General features: G+C 37.6%; 19 protein-coding genes. 4 read left to right on the top strand and 15 right to left on the bottom strand.

The annotated features are described in order from the left end of the window. Positions 1-202: 202 nt before the first annotated feature. The 13 genes from ABWO41_RS06390 to ABWO41_RS06330 all read right to left on the bottom strand — a co-directional run bounded on the left by ABWO41_RS06390 (position 203) and on the right by ABWO41_RS06330 (position 6,628). Entirely contained in the window at positions 203-655 is a 453-nt protein-coding gene (locus ABWO41_RS06390) for an SRPBCC family protein (RefSeq protein ID WP_353135189.1), read from the bottom strand. A gap of 40 nt (positions 656-695) precedes the next feature. Next, a complete protein-coding gene (locus ABWO41_RS06385) occupies positions 696-1,127 on the bottom strand; it encodes an SAM-dependent methyltransferase (RefSeq protein ID WP_353135186.1) in 432 nt (143 codons plus the stop codon). A gap of 87 nt (positions 1,128-1,214) precedes the next feature. Further along, complete coding sequence (locus ABWO41_RS06380) at positions 1,215-2,060, bottom strand: VOC family protein (RefSeq protein WP_353135183.1); 846 nt, start codon at positions 2,058-2,060, stop codon at positions 1,215-1,217. Positions 2,061-2,095: 35 nt separating this feature from the next. After that, positions 2,096-2,575, bottom strand: coding sequence for a VOC family protein (locus ABWO41_RS06375; protein WP_353135180.1), 480 nt, complete (start codon positions 2,573-2,575; stop codon positions 2,096-2,098). An 87-nt stretch (positions 2,576-2,662) separates the two neighbouring features. After that, entirely contained in the window at positions 2,663-3,223 is a 561-nt protein-coding gene (locus tag ABWO41_RS06370; protein WP_353135177.1) for a dihydrofolate reductase family protein, read from the bottom strand. A gap of 161 nt (positions 3,224-3,384) precedes the next feature. Further along, complete coding sequence (locus ABWO41_RS06365) at positions 3,385-3,834, bottom strand: SRPBCC domain-containing protein (protein WP_353135174.1); 450 nt, start codon at positions 3,832-3,834, stop codon at positions 3,385-3,387. A gap of 4 nt (positions 3,835-3,838) precedes the next feature. Next, positions 3,839-4,123, bottom strand: a complete 285-nt coding sequence (locus ABWO41_RS06360; protein WP_353135171.1) for an RNA polymerase alpha subunit C-terminal domain-containing protein — start codon at positions 4,121-4,123, stop codon at positions 3,839-3,841. After that, the gene (locus ABWO41_RS06355; protein ID WP_353135168.1) at positions 4,120-4,485 is read right to left on the bottom strand and encodes an iron chaperone; all 366 of its coding nucleotides are present in this window, start codon (positions 4,483-4,485) and stop codon (positions 4,120-4,122) included. Before ABWO41_RS06355 ends, ABWO41_RS06360 begins: the two co-directional genes overlap by 4 nt. A 55-nt stretch (positions 4,486-4,540) precedes the next feature. Then, entirely contained in the window at positions 4,541-4,990 is a 450-nt protein-coding gene (locus tag ABWO41_RS06350) for an SRPBCC domain-containing protein (protein ID WP_353135165.1), read from the bottom strand. A 56-nt stretch (positions 4,991-5,046) separates the two neighbouring features. Beyond that, complete coding sequence (locus tag ABWO41_RS06345; protein ID WP_353135162.1) at positions 5,047-5,397, bottom strand: nuclear transport factor 2 family protein; 351 nt, start codon at positions 5,395-5,397, stop codon at positions 5,047-5,049. 21 nt (positions 5,398-5,418) lie between these two features. Continuing rightward, positions 5,419-5,835 carry a VOC family protein gene (locus tag ABWO41_RS06340; RefSeq protein WP_353135159.1) on the bottom strand — a complete coding sequence of 139 codons (417 nt, stop codon included), beginning with the start codon at positions 5,833-5,835 and terminating at the stop codon, positions 5,419-5,421. 13 nt (positions 5,836-5,848) lie between these two features. Continuing rightward, entirely contained in the window at positions 5,849-6,220 is a 372-nt protein-coding gene (locus tag ABWO41_RS06335; RefSeq protein WP_353135156.1) for a MauE/DoxX family redox-associated membrane protein, read from the bottom strand. Between the two features lie 18 nt (positions 6,221-6,238). Beyond that, entirely contained in the window at positions 6,239-6,628 is a 390-nt protein-coding gene (locus ABWO41_RS06330; RefSeq protein ID WP_353135153.1) for a VOC family protein, read from the bottom strand. Positions 6,629-6,942: 314 nt separating this feature from the next. On the opposite strand from ABWO41_RS06330, the gene ABWO41_RS06325 reads away from it, so the two are divergent. The 4 genes from ABWO41_RS06325 to ABWO41_RS06310 are packed head-to-tail and all read left to right on the top strand — an operon-like array spanning position 6,943 to position 14,991. Next, positions 6,943-10,158: a SusC/RagA family TonB-linked outer membrane protein gene (locus ABWO41_RS06325; RefSeq protein ID WP_353135150.1), complete on the top strand. Its 3,216-nt coding sequence runs from the start codon at positions 6,943-6,945 to the stop codon at positions 10,156-10,158. A gap of 10 nt (positions 10,159-10,168) precedes the next feature. Continuing rightward, entirely contained in the window at positions 10,169-11,767 is a 1,599-nt protein-coding gene (locus ABWO41_RS06320; RefSeq protein WP_353135147.1) for a SusD/RagB family nutrient-binding outer membrane lipoprotein, read from the top strand. 27 nt (positions 11,768-11,794) lie between these two features. Continuing rightward, the gene (locus tag ABWO41_RS06315) at positions 11,795-13,396 is read left to right on the top strand and encodes a DUF5689 domain-containing protein (protein ID WP_353135144.1); all 1,602 of its coding nucleotides are present in this window, start codon (positions 11,795-11,797) and stop codon (positions 13,394-13,396) included. Between the two features lie 20 nt (positions 13,397-13,416). Continuing rightward, a complete protein-coding gene (locus ABWO41_RS06310) occupies positions 13,417-14,991 on the top strand; it encodes a calcineurin-like phosphoesterase C-terminal domain-containing protein (protein ID WP_353135141.1) in 1,575 nt (524 codons plus the stop codon). A gap of 222 nt (positions 14,992-15,213) precedes the next feature. Here ABWO41_RS06310 and ABWO41_RS06305 read toward each other — a convergent pair whose 3' ends face one another. Both ABWO41_RS06305 and ABWO41_RS06300 read right to left on the bottom strand, forming a co-directional pair. After that, the gene (locus ABWO41_RS06305; protein WP_353135138.1) at positions 15,214-15,792 is read right to left on the bottom strand and encodes a Crp/Fnr family transcriptional regulator; all 579 of its coding nucleotides are present in this window, start codon (positions 15,790-15,792) and stop codon (positions 15,214-15,216) included. Between the two features lie 389 nt (positions 15,793-16,181). Next, entirely contained in the window at positions 16,182-17,168 is a 987-nt protein-coding gene (locus ABWO41_RS06300; protein WP_353135135.1) for a helix-turn-helix domain-containing protein, read from the bottom strand. Between the last annotated feature and the right edge of the window lie 293 nt (positions 17,169-17,461).

Below are 17,461 nucleotides of genomic sequence, written 5' to 3'. Positions count from 1 at the left end.
AAATTACAGCTATAGCAATTAAGCAAATTTTTATTTTATATATGTAAGGTTTTACCACTAAAACTGTAAAACCTTGCATTTTGAGTTGATATTCATCAATATATAATAGAATAAATAAAACTCACCTCAATCTAAACTTTCATTATAACCACCTTCTTTTAGTAAAAAAGAGTTTCTGTTTATCTGTTTGGCGAAGCATTGTTTACTCATTGGAGGCACTAAAAGGGTTGCCTTTTCCAAACTCCACATAACTCCTAAAACTATTCAGAAATTGCTGCCATCCATTTACACAAATATCATAACATTCGATTTCTTTGTTTAATCCAATATGATGAAGCACCAGTTCAGAAAAATTTTCATGCGGGGTTATTTGCCAAACTATAATTGTATTTATCCATTCCGTCTGATTTTTTAATTCAGAAATTCCAATCCGGGCATCCTCTACACGCCACACTATTCTGGTATTAGGAAAAATCTCTTCTACCAGCATCGTCTTATAAATATTATCGCCAAAACGAATGGTAAACCTGTTACCTTTCTGATCTGATAAACCTTCAAACAGTTCGGTCCACCAAAAAGGAATTTTATTAATTAAGGCATCAAACACCCGATCTGCCTTTACATTAAACTTTATTGTTGTTTTATAGCTTTCCATTACAAATTATTTTTTGAACCAGGATTTTATTCACACCATTTTACAACAGCCAGCATATTTCTTTCAAGGGATTTCCTCCATCTATAAATAGTTTACCATCTGGTTTCAACATTTTGGCAATTTTAGCTATTGCTTCTCTTTCAATTTCCGGATGCCTTCCATCCAGAGCTCCAACACGAACGGCAAATGCAATATCAAATTGCTCTTCGTACTGTCCTAATTCAAAGTTCTCAATTTCTACTTGCCTAAAATTCAGACTTCCTTTTAAAATTTCTGCTTCCGAACTTTTGAGCGCTTGTCCAATAGCTTTTGAAGAGCGATCGATTCCCAAAATGTATCCATCTCCAATACGCTGGGCTATTTCACGGGCGGCTGCTCCGGTGCCACATCCTATTTCCAGAATTCTGATACCCGGTTTTAGCGGTAGTGCTTCTACGATTTCTGCCAACCGTTGCGAAAGCTTTTGAGCCATGATTAAAAAATTGGATCTATGTAAATTTCAAGCTTATTCAGCATTTGAAATTTTTCTTTGATAGAGACACCACTATATGAAAAGAAACTACTCCCCTGCTTTCTTTAAAGTTTCTATATCAAACTTTTTCATTTTCATGAAAGCATTCATCACTTTCGGCGCTTTCACGGGGTCGCTCATCAGCTCGCCTAATATCGAAGGCGTTATTTGCCACCATACGCCAAAAACATCCTGACACCAGCCACACATACTTTCTTTTCCCCCTTCTGTAAGGTTGAGCCAGTAAAAATCTATTTCTTCCTGCGTATCGCAATTCACCACCAGGCTAATACCTTCATTAAAACCAAAGCCATGGGGTAAAGAACTATCCATAGCAGCCATCCGATAACCGTTTAAGTAAAACTGGGCATGTTTAATATTACCTTCGGTATCCTGTTCCCCGGCTTCATATTTTGCTATAAAATCTACAGATGATCGCTCAAACAGCGAAGTATAAAAATTAATCGCCTTTTCGGCATTACCATTCTGATCACCGGTAAACATTAATGTTGGAAAAACATCAGGTCTCTCCTGTTCCGGTTTACCCAGAGATAATTGCCAGGATACTCCATATTTATCTTGTATCCAGCCATATCTGCTACTCCACGGATAAGTATTCAAAGGCATCAGAGAATGTCCGCCTTTACTCAATTTGTTCCAGGAATCGTTAATTTCTTCTTCAGATTCACAGATAACAAAAAATGATATAGAAGGATTGGGCTTGTATAAGGGACCACCGTCTAACGCCATAAATTGCTTTCCTTTTATTGAAAAAGTAGTAACCATAGGCGAACACTGCTTTAATATCGAATCTTTAAATACTTCGCAATAAAATGTCGCCGCTTCTTTGCCCTGGTTATCAAACCAGATACAGGGATAAATATTATGTTTCATTTTGTATGGTTTTATTTTAGTACAGGATTTCACTGTCAGGTGTTTTTCAAAATATCTGTTGCGGTTTTATGATTGAGTTGCTCGGCCAATCCGATAAGCAGCCCCTCCACCCCACGAATGTAACAGAGCCGATATATGTCTTCGTACTGAACCACATCTCCAACGATTTCGGCACCATAACTGGTAAGTCTGGTTAGTAATTCGTCAATGTTGTCAACATTGAACATGACACGCAGATAGCCCAGCGAATTCACAGGAGCAGTTCTGTGGTCTGATATAGTAACGGGGGTAAGAAACCGTGAAAGTTCCAGTCGGCTATGCCCATCAGGAGTAACCATCATAGCTATTTCCACCGATTGATTCCCTAGCCCTGTTATCTGTCCTGCCCATTCGCCTTCAACCATGGTGCGGCCTTCTAGTTTCAGTCCTATTTCTGAGAAAAAAGAAATGGCATTATCGAGGGATTCTACAACGATACCTACATTATGCATTTGAAGTAATTTACTTTTTGTCATAATTAATCTCTTCCAAGTTTAATTTAATTAGAGTTGCGTTTATATCTACCTGTTGATGTCTTGCTATTATAACCCTCGGTTCATTGCTTATTGACTTGTTTTCTCATAACAAAGCAAGATTGCTCCTGAGCCAAAGCGCTTTGTCTTCACAAGTTTCAGAACTATACTGTTGGTTATATTTTTAAATAATGGCAAACCGCTTCCTACTATAACCGGATGAACACAGAGCTGATATTCGTCGATTAAGTTTAATTGTGTTAAGGCTACAATTAAACCGGGGCTCCCCACAAGAATGTCCTTACGTCCACTATTGTGGGATTGCTTTAATTCCAGAACTTCTTCTTTAATATTTTTATGTGCCAACGTTGCACTTTCCCACCCGGTATCCTTCAGCGTATGCGAAAAGACAATCTTTGGAATGTTGTCTATGGCTATAGCAAAGTCGTCCATTGCTTTTTCTCCCGAAGGATTTTTTAGCAGATTTTGCCAGTATTGCATGAGCTGATAGGTTATTCTACCATACAGAATAGCGTCTGCATTATTTAACAGGTTAGCGTAATGCTGATGTATTTCTTCATCGGGGATACCTGCGGTATGGTCACAAAACCCATCAATGGTCATGTTGATAGCTGCGATTATCTTTCTCATATTTGAGTACTTATAGATTAATAACAAACTAATGATCAGCAGTTATTTTACTTTTTTATTAGAGATTGCTTCGTTCCTCGCAATGACAAAATAGGAACGTCATTGCGAGGAACGAAGCAATTTCACTCAAGACTATACAAACGACAAAACAATTATCGATTTCAAGTTTTCATGTAATCAAACGCTCCTTTTCTAAGGTTAATACCATATTCTGTATAAGCTTTTAAGCATGCCAAAAAATTTGCCCATCCTTCTGTATTTCCTTTCAGCCACTTAATACCATTTTCGTTATTTTCCATCTCTTTTTCTGTAACAGTGACCACTGTTTCTTCACCAACGGCATCAATCGTAATTTCAACCAATGTTTCAACAGATTCATTGTCCCAGTAAAATGAAACGAAACTAACTGGCTTTACTTGCTGAACCCTTATAGGGAAATCGCCTTCAAATTCCGGAAAACTCCACAGCACAGTTTTGCCTGACTCCATTTTTGCCGAACCTTTCGCAATAAAATAATTGCTCATTTTTTCGGGATTTATAATAGCTTCAAATACTTCACTAGCCGGTTTTGAAATCTGTATTTTTGTTCTGATTGAAAGATTATTTTCCATAATTTTATATTTTTTTAAAAGAGAGTCCTTTTGCATCAAGCAGTTGTCTTAATTTCGGAAGACTTGCTTTACCCATTCCATGCAATTGCAAAATTTGCTTTTCGGTATATTGAGCTAGTTTTTCTTCATTGGTAATCTGTTCATGTTCCAATGCTCTTCTTGCTGGTGCAGAAAGTGTCGCCAAAAATCCATCGGCAGGTTTTATTTCTGCTTCGCAAATCGGACAAACCGGGCAATCGCTGCTTTTATAATACCGATGACCATGATTACAAATGCGTAAACTTTTCATTTCTTTTTTGTTTTACTCATATTTTCTGAAACTCTGAACAATACAATTTTTGCTATCAGTGCTAATGGTAGTGGTTGCTCTACAGGAAATTGAATTGCCCCTTTTGAGGTAACATATTGCGTTAGCTTATCTTTAAATGCTTCTATAGCCGAAGGACCGGGATAAAAACCTATATGCTTTTTTGCCATAGCGAAATGCACCAGGTTGCCCTTAAACTTAAATGTTGGTATATCATAACTAATAGTTTCCTCTGCCTGTGGGGCTGCTTTTGATATGGTATTCCGTATCTCCTGCAATTGATTTCTATGGGCAGAAAACTGATGGATATATTCGTCTACGATATTAAAATTCACTGGCACCATGTTATATATTTGTTATCCGGCAATATTTAAGCTTTGCACCTTGTTTCAGTCAAAATCAGAGCTCGCAAATTTGTTTCAATCTTTCCAGGGCTTTCGGATAGGTTTTTTCAAAATAATCAACCCATTGATCCTGTATATCTATATCCACAGTTACCGTGGTTTGAATATCATTTCCAGAAAAAGAATAGTTTTCAAAGGTATTAACCCAGCTCTCTATCTCGGGACCTTCTGTTATTTCTTTATCTCCATCAAGTAAACCGATGTATTTTATCGAGACAAACCTGTAAGGAATGTTCTCTTCTATCAAGCCAACCATTCCTTCCCTTTTCCCTTCCTTATTTACTCCAACGAATAATATTTTGGCACCTTTTTCCCAACTTCCTTCAAAATCAGAAGTCGGATTAAATTCGGAGGTCCATTTCTTAAAAGTCTTTTCTCCCAACATGGTATCGTAAACATTTTCGATACCGGCATGGATATCAATTTTAAACTGCATTTTTTTCATGGTAGTATATTTTTGATTTATTATAAAAAATAGCTTTTTTAGTCAAGTGTGTTGTATTATAATTTTTCCTGAATACAATATGAGGTTATCATTTGTATTTCATTATTTTCATTAAATTCATATACATCACAGGCTGAAACGAAACTAACTCTTCGTTGATTTCTGATAAATTCTGCTGTACCATTTACTACAACCCGGCTTTCATCTGCAATAACATTCATTGTTTTAAAAACAGTTTTTACAGCATTAAAATAGGCAGCCACCTGTTCACAGTTTCGAATGATCGACTGCTTTCCTTTAAAATGGCTTTCACCAACTATTATCCATTCTGCACTTTCTGCTAAATATGGATACACCTTTTTAAATTCTCCATTGGAGAAAGCTACAGCCACTTTATGATGTATCATCAGGTAGAAGCAAATAATATGCTATTTATTTGAATAATTTATCATCCAGCAAATTCCATATTTATCTTTGAAAGAGCCAAAATAATCGCCCCAAAACATATCGTCCAAAGGCATTTCAATAATTCCCCCCGCAGATAAAGCATCAAAAATCCTCCTGGCTTCTTCTCTGCTATCCGGACTTAAGGAGATATAATTATTATTTCCCTGATTAAGCACATGACCCTGCGACTCTAAGCAATCAGAAGCCATTAAAAATTGTCCGTTACCTATGGGTAATGCAACATGCATTGCCAGATTCTTCTCCTTTTCGGGAAGGTTTTCAGTTCCAGGAGCTTCGCTCATTTTCTGAATGAACAATTCGCCGCCAAAAACAGTTTGATAAAAACGGAAAGCTTCTTCCGCTTTACCATTAAAATTGAGATAAGGATTGAGTACCATAACAGAATATTTATTAAGTTAATAATGTTTTATATTTTTCTCTATTATCAAAAATTACCCATAACTCTATAAGAAATAGGATTCCTGCTATTCCCAGTCCAGAAGGCATATATGTCATATTGTGTAATATGATACCTACCAGTACAGGCAGAATTACAATAGCACCTAAAGCCCTTGTTTTAGGAATTATAAAAAGCACCCCACCCAATATTTCAATAGATCCAACTAAGGGCATTAGCCAGGTTATGCTCATAAATGCCTCTCCTACTTTTAATAATTCGGCTGGCAATTCAGGCATCGGCATATAATGCAGGAATTTATCTGACCCTGCGTTAATGAACATGAGTCCAAACAATAAACAAACAATAAACTTTACAGCTTTCATAATAATCAGATTTTATATTTATTTCATAGAATACAATCCGAATGAATTACATTCAGAATCTAAACAGATCGAACAGAAACCATATTCTCCTAAAGACATTTTTGGTTTTATCACTTTCCCACCTGCTTTTTCCACTCTTGCTTCTTCTATGCTACAATCTTCACATGGAAAATAAACAATGGTTGAAGTGTTTGCATTATTACCGTTTCTTGCTCCTTCCATTTGGATTAAGGCACCACTCACCCCCTGATTGTCCGGGCTCGAAAAAAACGACATCTTAAAATCATCACTTCCTTCTACAGCAGGTGCATCATTAAATTGCGTTCCCAATACGTCAGAATAAAATTGTTTTGCCCTTTCAATATCATCGGCATAAATTTCGAACCAGCAGATTACATTGTTATTCATAATAATTGATTTATAGGTTATTCTTAAGCAAATGTAGGGGCTTTATAAAGAAAACAACTTGCCATAAGACAAGAAATAAAATATCGAAACCGCTGTATCTCCCTCACTACCAGAATTAAACTTGCGTTAAAAACAGTCCCTCTTTTAACACAGCGCACTCATAAAAACAACAAAACGATAATACAAGCTTAACCTCTCCACAACAGCTATCAGACTAATTTTGCAACAACATTAAAGATGTGCTAACAGATAATTGACTGATCAAAAACTAATAGTAAAAATCAACTTCCTGAATGAGTTCAGAAATTAAAAAAATGAAAAACTATCTTCACAAAGTAACAAAACAGGCTATGACACTGTTTTTATTACTGCTCAACGTTTCAATCATCGAGACTTTTGCACAAGAAAGCAAAATCAGAGTTAAAGGAACGGTATTGTCTCTAGACGATGGACAACCGGTTATTGGAGCTGTCGTTAAGCTTAAATCCAATAACAGAAGTACACAAACCAACGTCAATGGAAATTTCACAGTAGAAGTAGTTCCTACAGAAACACTAATTATCTCTTCTATCGGTTTTAAAACAGTAGAGATTGCGGTAAATAATAGAACAACACTTGATATCAGACTAAATTTAACCGATTTAAATCTGAAAGAAGTGGTAGTAACAGCATTGGGAATTAAGCGGGAAGAAAGGGCCTTAGGTTATGCGACAACTGTGGTACAGGGCGATCAGCTTACCGAGGCTATTTCGGGTAACTGGACAGATGCCCTTTCCGGTAAAGTTGCAGGCTTAAATCTTATAAGATCTAATAGTGGCCCTACGGGTTCAAATAAAATTATTTTAAGAGGTGAAAATAACCTGACAGGAGATAACGAAGCCTTGATAGTTATTGACGGCGTAGTTATTAATAACAGCAGTGCAAGACGCACAGCAAATGCAGGAGAATCTGTTTACGGAACCAGCAGCGATAACATGCCGGCAGATTATGGAAGCGGATTGAATGACATCAACCCGGAGGATATAGAAAATCTGACTGTATTAAAAGGACCAGCTGCTGCTGCTTTATATGGGCAAAGAGGAGCTAACGGAGCAATTATTATAACCACAAAATCTGGCAGTGCCAAGAAAAAAGGATTAGGAGTTACTGTTAATTCCAACTTCTCATTAGAAAGTGTAAACCGTTGGCCCGATATGCAGTTTGAATATGGCCAGGGACTAGATGGTGCAGCTCATTACTCCTATGGCGCTAGTGAGGATGGTGCAAGCACCAGCGGAACCAGTTCTGCTTACGGACCAAGATTTGATGGACAATATTTTTATCAGTACGACCCTGTAACCCAGGCTAGGGGAAAAGAAAGAACACCATGGATACCTTATAAGAATAAGATCCGTGAATTCTTCGAAGTAGGACAAACATTAACAAATTCGGTAAGTGTCGACGGCGGAACAGATAAAACAACCGCTCGTTTTTCTGCTACGAACGTTAAAAATAAATGGATAACACCAAATACGGGATATGGACGAAATTCGGTGGCATTATCTGTAAATTCTAAAATTAACAAGAAGCTAACGGTTAGTGCTAAGGTAAACTATAATAATAAATTCAGCGATAACCTTCCTGGTGCAGGTTATGGCAATCAATCCTTAATGTACTGGTTTATATTCTGGCAACCAAATGCAGATATCGATTGGTTAAAAAACTATTGGCAATTAGGTCAGGAGAACAGAAAAATAGAATATCCATACAGTTCATATCCAGAAAACCCCTATGCAATCTCCTACGAGTTCATTAACCGCTCTAACCGAAATACACTTACCGGGAATGTAAATGCTACCATCAACTTCACTAAAAATCTGAGTTTAATGTTGCGCACATCATTAGATTTTTCTAATGAACAAAGAGCACAGGAAAGACCTTTTGACTCTGGTTCTAAATTAACCAGAGGTTCGTTCCGTACACAAAACATACAGTCACAGGAAGCCAGTAGTGATTTCCTTCTGCGATATAACAAGAAAATTAATAAGGATATAGAAATATCATTAACCGGAGGGGGGAGTATTCTGAGGAATACTTATGTAAAGGACGAGATAAGAGCAGACTCACTAACTTATCCCGGATTATACATTTTTGCCAATTCTGCGGGACCTCTTGTAAGTATACCAGATAGAAGTGAATATAATATTAACAGCTTCTATGGTCTTCTTTCTGTCTCATACAAAGATTATCTCTATCTTGATGCTACAGCCAGACAAGATTGGAACAGCGTATTAGCAACACCAGATCGTACAGATAATGTAGGTTTTTTCTATCCTTCATTAAGTACAAGCTTTATTGCATCAGAATTTTTCAAACTGCCTGCCGCTATAAGCTTTGCTAAATTAAGAGCATCGGTAGCTATCGTGGGAAGCGGCGGAACTACACCGTACAGAACATCTTACACTTATGGCCTGGCTGGAGGTGGATTATATGCAGGAGGGGCACTACAAAATCCTACAATACTACCAAATCCGGACCTTAAGCCATTAAGCACTACTACCTATGAAGTTGGTGCAGACGTCAGATTATTTAAGAATAGAATTGGTTTTGATGTAGCCTACTATGCGGGTAATACCAAAAACCAAATATTATCAAGGATTGTAGATCGTTCTTCTGGTTACAATCAAATACTTATTAATGCCGGACAGGTAAACAACAATGGTTTTGAACTTGCCCTTAACGGAAAACCACTTGAAAATGCCAATGGTTTAAACTGGAAAGCATTCTTTACTTTCGCTTCCAACAAAAATAAAATTATATCTCTGCCAGACAGTTCTATTGTATTACGCACAGGGCCTGTTGCAGGTGGACAAATAGTAGCAAAAGTTGGTGGCAGTATGGGTGACTTATATGGTAGAGGCTATATGAGATCTCCTGACGGACAAGTTGTCTATGATGAAACTACAGGATTCGCAAAAATATCCGATGAGGTTATCTATTTGGGTAATACCATTCCAAAATTCAAAACCAGCTTAGGTAACGAATTCCGTTACAAACAATTCAGACTAAATGTACTCTTTGATGCGCAGGTAGGTGGAGTAGCCCATTCTCTGATGAATTATAAAATGGTTGAGCAGGGAAAATTAACAAGTACTATACCTGGCAGGTACAACGGAATTATTGGCGAAGGGGTTATACAAAATCCCGACGGCACATTCCGTAAAAATGACGTACTCACTTTTGATGTTGATGAGTATTACCGCTCGCATATGGGAGCTGACAACGCGGAAGGCAGCGCTTTCAGTACAGATTTTATCAAGTTCAGAGAAGCAAGATTCGATTATACAATCACCCCAAAACTGGCTAAGAGACTTGGCTTACAAAAAGCAAGTATTGGTGTGTATGGTCGTAATTTATTTATATGGTCTCCATGGCCAATGTTTGACCCGGAATTCGGAACACTTAGTGGAACTGACATTGTTCAGGGGTTTGAAACTGCTCAATTTCCATCTACCAGAACTTTCGGTTTTAACTTAATCATAGGAATTTAAAATGTTGACAATGAAAAATAAAATATTAAAAAGAATGGGTATTGCTTTTTTGCTACCTTTTCTGATGGTATCCTGTAAAAACAATTTTGAAGAAATTAATACAGATCCTGTTAATACTCCAAATGCGCTTCCCGAGCAACTATTAGCCCCTGCGTTAGTAAGCACCCTAAACGCAAATATGATACGTAACCGTAATTTTAACAATGAACTTATGCAAGTTACAGTAAGTATTAGTGATGGTGATGCAACTGTTTTCAGATATGAATTCCGGAGAACATTCTCAGACTACCTTTGGAATAGCTGGTATTTACAACTAACAAACTTCAAAGATCTGTATGCACAGGCCAGCAACCCTTTGACATTAAATAAATCCTATCAGGGGATTTCATTAATATGCCAGTCATGGATATACTCTATGCTTACAGATACATATGGAGACGTACCTTATTTTGAATCTAATAAAGCAAAAGAAGGTATCAGAGAACCTAAATTTGACACTCAAAAAGACATCTATAGCGACATTTTTTCTAAACTGGAAGAAGCCAATACGCTCTTGTCATCCAATGCAGCAATTTCAGCAAACAGCGACCCTGTCTTTAATGGCAACGTAAGCAAATGGCGTAAATTTGGAAATTCATTATACCTGAGACTATTATTAAGAGTATCCGGCAAAGTTGAAGTTTCTGATGACGCAGTTGCTAAAATAAAAGAGATAGTAGACACAAAGTCATCAACTTATCCGGTAATGGCAAGCAATGATGATTCCGCTATATTAAGATGGACCGGAATAGCACCGTACACATCCCCTTATATAGGTATCAGAGAGCAGGATTTTAGATCACCTGCAATTGCCAGCTTTTTTATTGATAACCTGGTTTATTGGAAAGACCCAAGAATTGATATCAGTACTTTTGGGAGAGATGGCGTAAACAGATGGGGAATATCACAGGGATCGAGCGGATTCGCCGGCGTACCAAGTGGCTATCTTCCGGGAGCCGGAGTTACCAAACAATCTGCTTTCTACTCTATGGCCTCTGTCGTAAGCAATAAACCTGCACAAACACTTCAAACTGATCCGCTGACAGGGAATATCATGAACTATGCCGAGTTACAGTTTATTCTGGCAGAAGCAGCAGCCAGAGGTTGGGTTAGTAAATCGGCAGAGACCTGTTACTATACCGGTATATTAAACAGCATTACCCTATGGTTACCCAACTGGCCTAATGCTACGGCAACATCAACCGCTCCTTCTGGCGTAAAGATTACCGATGCAGCATTTACCAACTATATCTCGACAGCAGAACTGGGTTGGGACGAGAATTTACCTCTAGATGCACCACGTCCCCAAAACAGCAAACTGGAAAAAATTCACCGTCAAAAGTATTATACCATGTTCCTTACAGATTTACAGCAGTGGTTTGAATATCGTCGAACAGGGCATCCACAAATAGAAATAGGTCCGGGATTAAGAAATAATGGCGAAATGCCTTCAAGGATGACTTATCCGGTTTACGTAGAATCGGCAAATCCTACCAATTATAAGGCCGCCGTTTCCGTACAGGGTCCAGATCAGATAAATACCAAAGTCTGGTGGCAAATTCCCAATTAATTATCACGAATATTTTAAAATAAAGAGATGAAAAAGATTACAAATTTTTATTTCCCATTCTTTATAGCCGCTATCTTATTTTTGATAGCCTGTGAAAAAAGTAATTACCCTGGTGCAAAGGTAAGCCCAATAATACCTATATACGATCTTAGAAATCTTTATAAAGGCCAAGATGTAACGCTTTCTCCAGACAACATGTTCGGAGCCGAAAAAATAGCCGGTGTTGTAGTGTCTGACCACTCCGGAGGTAATATGCCTGCTGGCTTATTAGTACTGCAAGACAAAAGACGTTTACAACAACTACGTGGAATATCGGTATCTGTAGGTGATGCTGCTTCCAATTATGTACCGGGAGATTCTATCATAATAGACGTCGTGGGTGGTATTCTGAAACGTGAAAATGGATTATTGCAATTAAAAAACATCACACCAGAAAAAATAGTAAAAATAGCGTCCGCAAGATCAATTCCATCCAACAGAGTCCCAAGCAGTTATATACTTGCCGATCCGGATAAATATGAAAGCACATTGGTAGCCATTGTAAAAGGAGGATTCGATCCGTTACCTTTACCTTCTGACATACTTTCGGGTGAAAAGCCTCTAAATGATGGTTTCGACAATATTACGTTACACACAGAACCAACTGCTAGTTTTGCCAATAAAAATAATTTACCTATTGTTGGTAATTTCTTCGGAATCATATTTTCCTCAATAGACCAAAATGGGAATAGAGTTCCCAAACACTACCTTCGCACAGAACAAGATGTGGTTTCTTTAAGTTCCGTCATAGAAATTACGCCTATAATCATTACAGGGTATATGCCGGATGTTTTAGGAGGTGACGGAAATTATGAGTATATGCAGTTTATGGCCACAAAGGATATAGATTTTTCAGTCACTCCTTTTGCTGTAGTAACAACTAACAATGCAGGAGCTACTAATCCTACCGGCTACCCTTCTGACGGATGGGCAACCGGTTCAAAAGCGGCTTCCGGAAATGCCAGAACTTTTAAATTTAACCTTACATCCGGAACCGTTTCAAAAGGTGAGTTTTTCTATGTTGGTGGATCATCAAAAATGATTAACGGTTCAAGTTCAACGTCAATAGCCTCAGCTAAATGGATAAGATCTTTTAATTATACGACTACTAATGGAGATGGTTTTGGATTGAAAACGGAAGGATTATTTGCCAATAGCGGAAATGCGTCAGGCTTTGCTATATTTGAAGGTACAACAGTAAACAAAGATACCAAGCCTATTGATGTAATCTTTATAAAAAATGGAGGCCAATTATATACTCCGGGACCACCAGAAGCTGGTTATCGTATTGCTAATACAGATTTTTACGATGTGATTGACCCTATTTCACTTAAGCCACAACCATTTTACAATATGGGTACCAACACCATAAATTTCAACTATCCTCCAGATCAGGGTTATTTCATGAAACTCGGAGGAACCTATAATCCACGATTAGGAAAATGGGTAAAAGCCAGAACACAAAGTATGATACTGCTAACAAAACAATCGCTCCTAACCGACCTTGAACAACCCTCTCAGGTAAATATAATTTCAAATGGTACTGTGATTAGAACAGAAACTATTCCGGTAACAACCCTTAAAGATTAAAATAATATCGTATAAATAAGATGAGAACAGTCAAATTAATTACTTTATGCCTACTTGGTTTCGTTGCTAACTCCTACGCACAAACCAGTGTAAAAGGTTATGTTTATGAAGACACCAATAAAAACGGCAAACACGATAAAAATGAAAAGGGAATTGCTTCGGTTTCTGTAACCAACGGACGGGAAGTGGTTCTTACTAATCAAAAGGGTTACTATGAACTGCCAGGAAATAATGACCAGATTATATCCGTTATTAAACCTTCGGGCTATAAAATCGCTAAAAATGCAGATAACCTGCCTCAGTTTTTTTATATACATAAACCCAATGGTTCGCCAAACCTGAAATACAAAGGTGTGGCACCAACAGGAAAATTGCCGGCAAGCGTAGATTTCCTGCTTGAGCCGGTAACAGAACCAGATAATTTTAAAATTCTGGTATTTGGTGATCCGCAGGCATACAATATGGACGAGATAGGTTATTTCACTAACGGAGTGGTAAAAGAACTGGAAGGCATTAAAGATATTGCTTTCGGTATAAGTATGGGAGATTTAGTGGGTAACGACCCCGATCTTTTTAATCCATACATACAGGCTACCAAGAAAATTGGTTTACCCTGGTATAACCTGATGGGGAACCACGACATGAATTTTGATGCACAGGCAGATTCACTTTCAGATGAATCTTACGAAGCACATTTCGGACCTGCCAATTATGCCTTCAATTATGGAAAAGTACATTTTATTGTATTAGATGACATATTGTATCCCGATCCCCGTGGCAAGAGCAAATATTGGGGCGGTCTTAGAAAAGACCAAATGGAGTTTGTTGCAAATGATCTCAAATTCGTACCTAGGGATAAATTGGTTGTACTGGCTTTTCATATTCCTTTTAGTAAAGAGGGCGAACCGGAACATTTCAGAAAATCAGACAGACAACAAATATTCAATTTACTGGGCGATTTTCCTTATACACTGTCCTTATCTGCCCATACACATAATCAATGGCAAAATTTCTTCAGTAGCGCTGATGGCTGGAAACAAGAAAAACCACACCATCATTACAACGTAGGCACTACATCCGGAAACTGGTATTCAGGAGAACTGGATAATAACGGTATACCTGTATCAACCATGAGCGACGGTACACCTAAAGGTTACGCTTTTATATCCTTTACAGGTAACCAATATAGAGCGAATTACAAAGTTGCGGGTAAACCAGAGAGTTATCAGATAGAAATATCTGCTCCTAAAGTTATAGAATACGGAAAGAAAACTTCAGCATCTATATATGCGAACTTTTTTATGGGCAATACAAAAGATGAGGTACTCATGAGAGTTGATAACGGAAAATGGAAAAAGATGGAAAATGTTCTGGAAGCAGATCCGGCATTTTTACATCTGCAATACCGTTGGGATTATAATGATGAGCTACTATCGGGCAAAAGACCCGGACAAGCCAATGATTGCCGCCATCTGTGGAAAGCCAGCATCCCTCATAAACTGGAACCTGGCGAACATACTATTGAAGTGAAGGCTACTGATATGTATGGACAAACCTTTACACAGAAAAAAACTTACAGAATAGTGAAAAGATAATGATATGTTATCTGAAATAAAAAAGACTAAGTCCAAAAAATCGAGACTTAGTCTTTTTTATAAATGTTAAATGCTTAATTTTTAATGTTGAATGAATGGTCCTACTAAATACTAACCATAAGCTGAAGGCTAAAAGCTGAAAGCAAGGTACACTGCCAAACCAAAATATTTCTCGATCAGGATCAGCACTAACAACGGACAACGAACCAACTAACAACTAAACTAAAAAACTTCTTTCGCCAGTTCTTTTCTGATTCTGCTTAAAGAAGTATCCGTAACACCTAAATAGCTGGCAATGTATTTCAAAGGAGATTGCAGTAATATTTGGGGATGCTGACTTTGCAATCTTTTATACCGCTCGGCTGCTGAATCGGTAATCATAGAAATGGTACGTTGTTTTAGCTGAAATAAACTCTCCGACATCCAGGCCCGTCCCCATTCGTTTAACCCCTTGATAGCATGATATAGCACCTGAAATTTCTCGAGATCAAAAGCATAACATTCGCAATCTGTTAACGCCTGAAAGTATTCTACCGTAGGAATTTGGTGAAACAGAGATACAACATCAATAGCTATTTCATTCCTGCCAATGAAGCCTGTAGTAATATCATTTCCATCATAGTCATACACGTAAGAACGTATCAAACCATTTTCTACACAGAAATAAGCATTGGCTATCTGCCCCTTTTTCAATAAAAAATCGCCCTTACTGACCGTAACCTTACGATGTGCGTCAAAAATTTCACGAAGATTTTCATCACTTAATAAGGGATGTTGGTATAAGTTTTTCAAGGATTGCATGATGTCGATTTATATAAGCACAAAATAAATAAAAATATTGTTTTTGAGGCAGGGTAATCAATACGATTGTAGCTACCTGATGGAATTCTCTTGGTACGGAAAATTCACCAACATCGTTTCTCAAACAGACATGTGATAGTGTCTCCTTAGAGCAACATCTTTGCAGACATTGTTCAAAAATTTAAATAGCAGGTACTGACTTAACAATTTCCCTACTTCGTTTCTAAAGGTGATATCTAATACATCCCTTTTAACATGACGTTCTTTCGGAGACCTTGTTCAGAAAATAACTTTAAAGTAAAACAAGGACAGACCAACAACGAAAAACAAAAAATGAAGAACAGGTTGTGCAGTAAGACCAACTCCGTGATGAAAATTAACCAATTCAGCTAATGATTAAGAGGCTCTTTTTCCTTACCAGCAGTAACATACACCGTTGGACTTATCCCTACATGTTTCTTAAAAACCGAAAAAAAGGAGCTTCTTGATTTAAAACCAGCTTCTTTGCCCAAAGCTTCCAATTTAAGGTGTTGCCACTCTATTTTATTTTTTAACCGTTCCTGAATATAGGCAACCCTGTAAGTATTAATAAAATCGTTGAAATTCTTACCACTTTTTTTATTAATGAGTTCTGATAAACGATGTGGCGATTTTCCTAACATAAGAGCCAATCCTTTCAAGGTCAACGAATTTTGAAGGTATACTTTATCTTTTCCCAGATATTGTAGCAGTTGTCTATAATCTTCTTCTATACTGGCATCTTTCTGAAGCTGCCTTTCTTCTTCTTTAATGATATTTTCTAAGGTTGATGCTTTCATCCCCAGATAAGAAGCCACTACCGCTACCGGAGCAGCAGCCACATAATCTGGCTGTGAATTTTTATAATATACATATTTCTCCTGCGCAGTCCCCATCCTTACTACACTTGCCCGATTCTGTGCTCCCTGAAAATGGCGTTCAAACATCTTTCGCATAATAATATTACTCTCGGGGTATAGCTCGTACCAACGCTGCATATATTTCACATCTATAGCTACCAGGATAGTTTCGGTATAAGCATACATACGTTCGGCTGATGGAGCCATACCATATAATCCCGAAACAGAAGTTGCACAATCTCCGGGTTTACTGAACCACGTGGTTATTGTCTTACCGTTTCTGCTACTTTCACAAATAAGTAAACCCTGACACACCATATAAAGGGCATTGCAATAATCTCCTTGTTTTAACAACACCTCACCACTTTTTAGCGTCAATATATAGGTATATTGTCGTATTTCTTCTTGTAATGCCTCACTTATAGGATGCAACTGTGCAAAATGTTGCATCACCTGATTCATGAGTAGTTCTTTTAACTTTTCAGCTGAATAGTCCATATGTTTAGGAAGTACTGTAAAACTAATCATTAGCACTTAAATATCAAGAACTTCTAACAGACATTTTTGATATTCTGGTTAAACACCCCGAGTCCAATGATGATCTGATGGACTGCATTGCTCTGAATAATATCAAAAACAAAGAGCCAGACACAAAAAACATGTCCGGCTCTTTATATCAACAGGAATTTGGACCAACTCTTATTTTCTACTCCCAAATCGGTATCCCACCACCACATCAAATATACCTCCACTAAAGCCACGCACTGTCTTCGCTTCTGAGCTGTAAAGTG

The sequence above is a fragment of the Pseudopedobacter sp. genome (genome assembly GCF_040392825.1).
Classification (GTDB): Bacteria; Bacteroidota; Bacteroidia; order Sphingobacteriales; family Sphingobacteriaceae; genus Pseudopedobacter.
The sequence above is the reverse complement of the archived record's forward strand: the minus strand, read 5'-3'. Positions and strand labels throughout refer to the sequence as shown.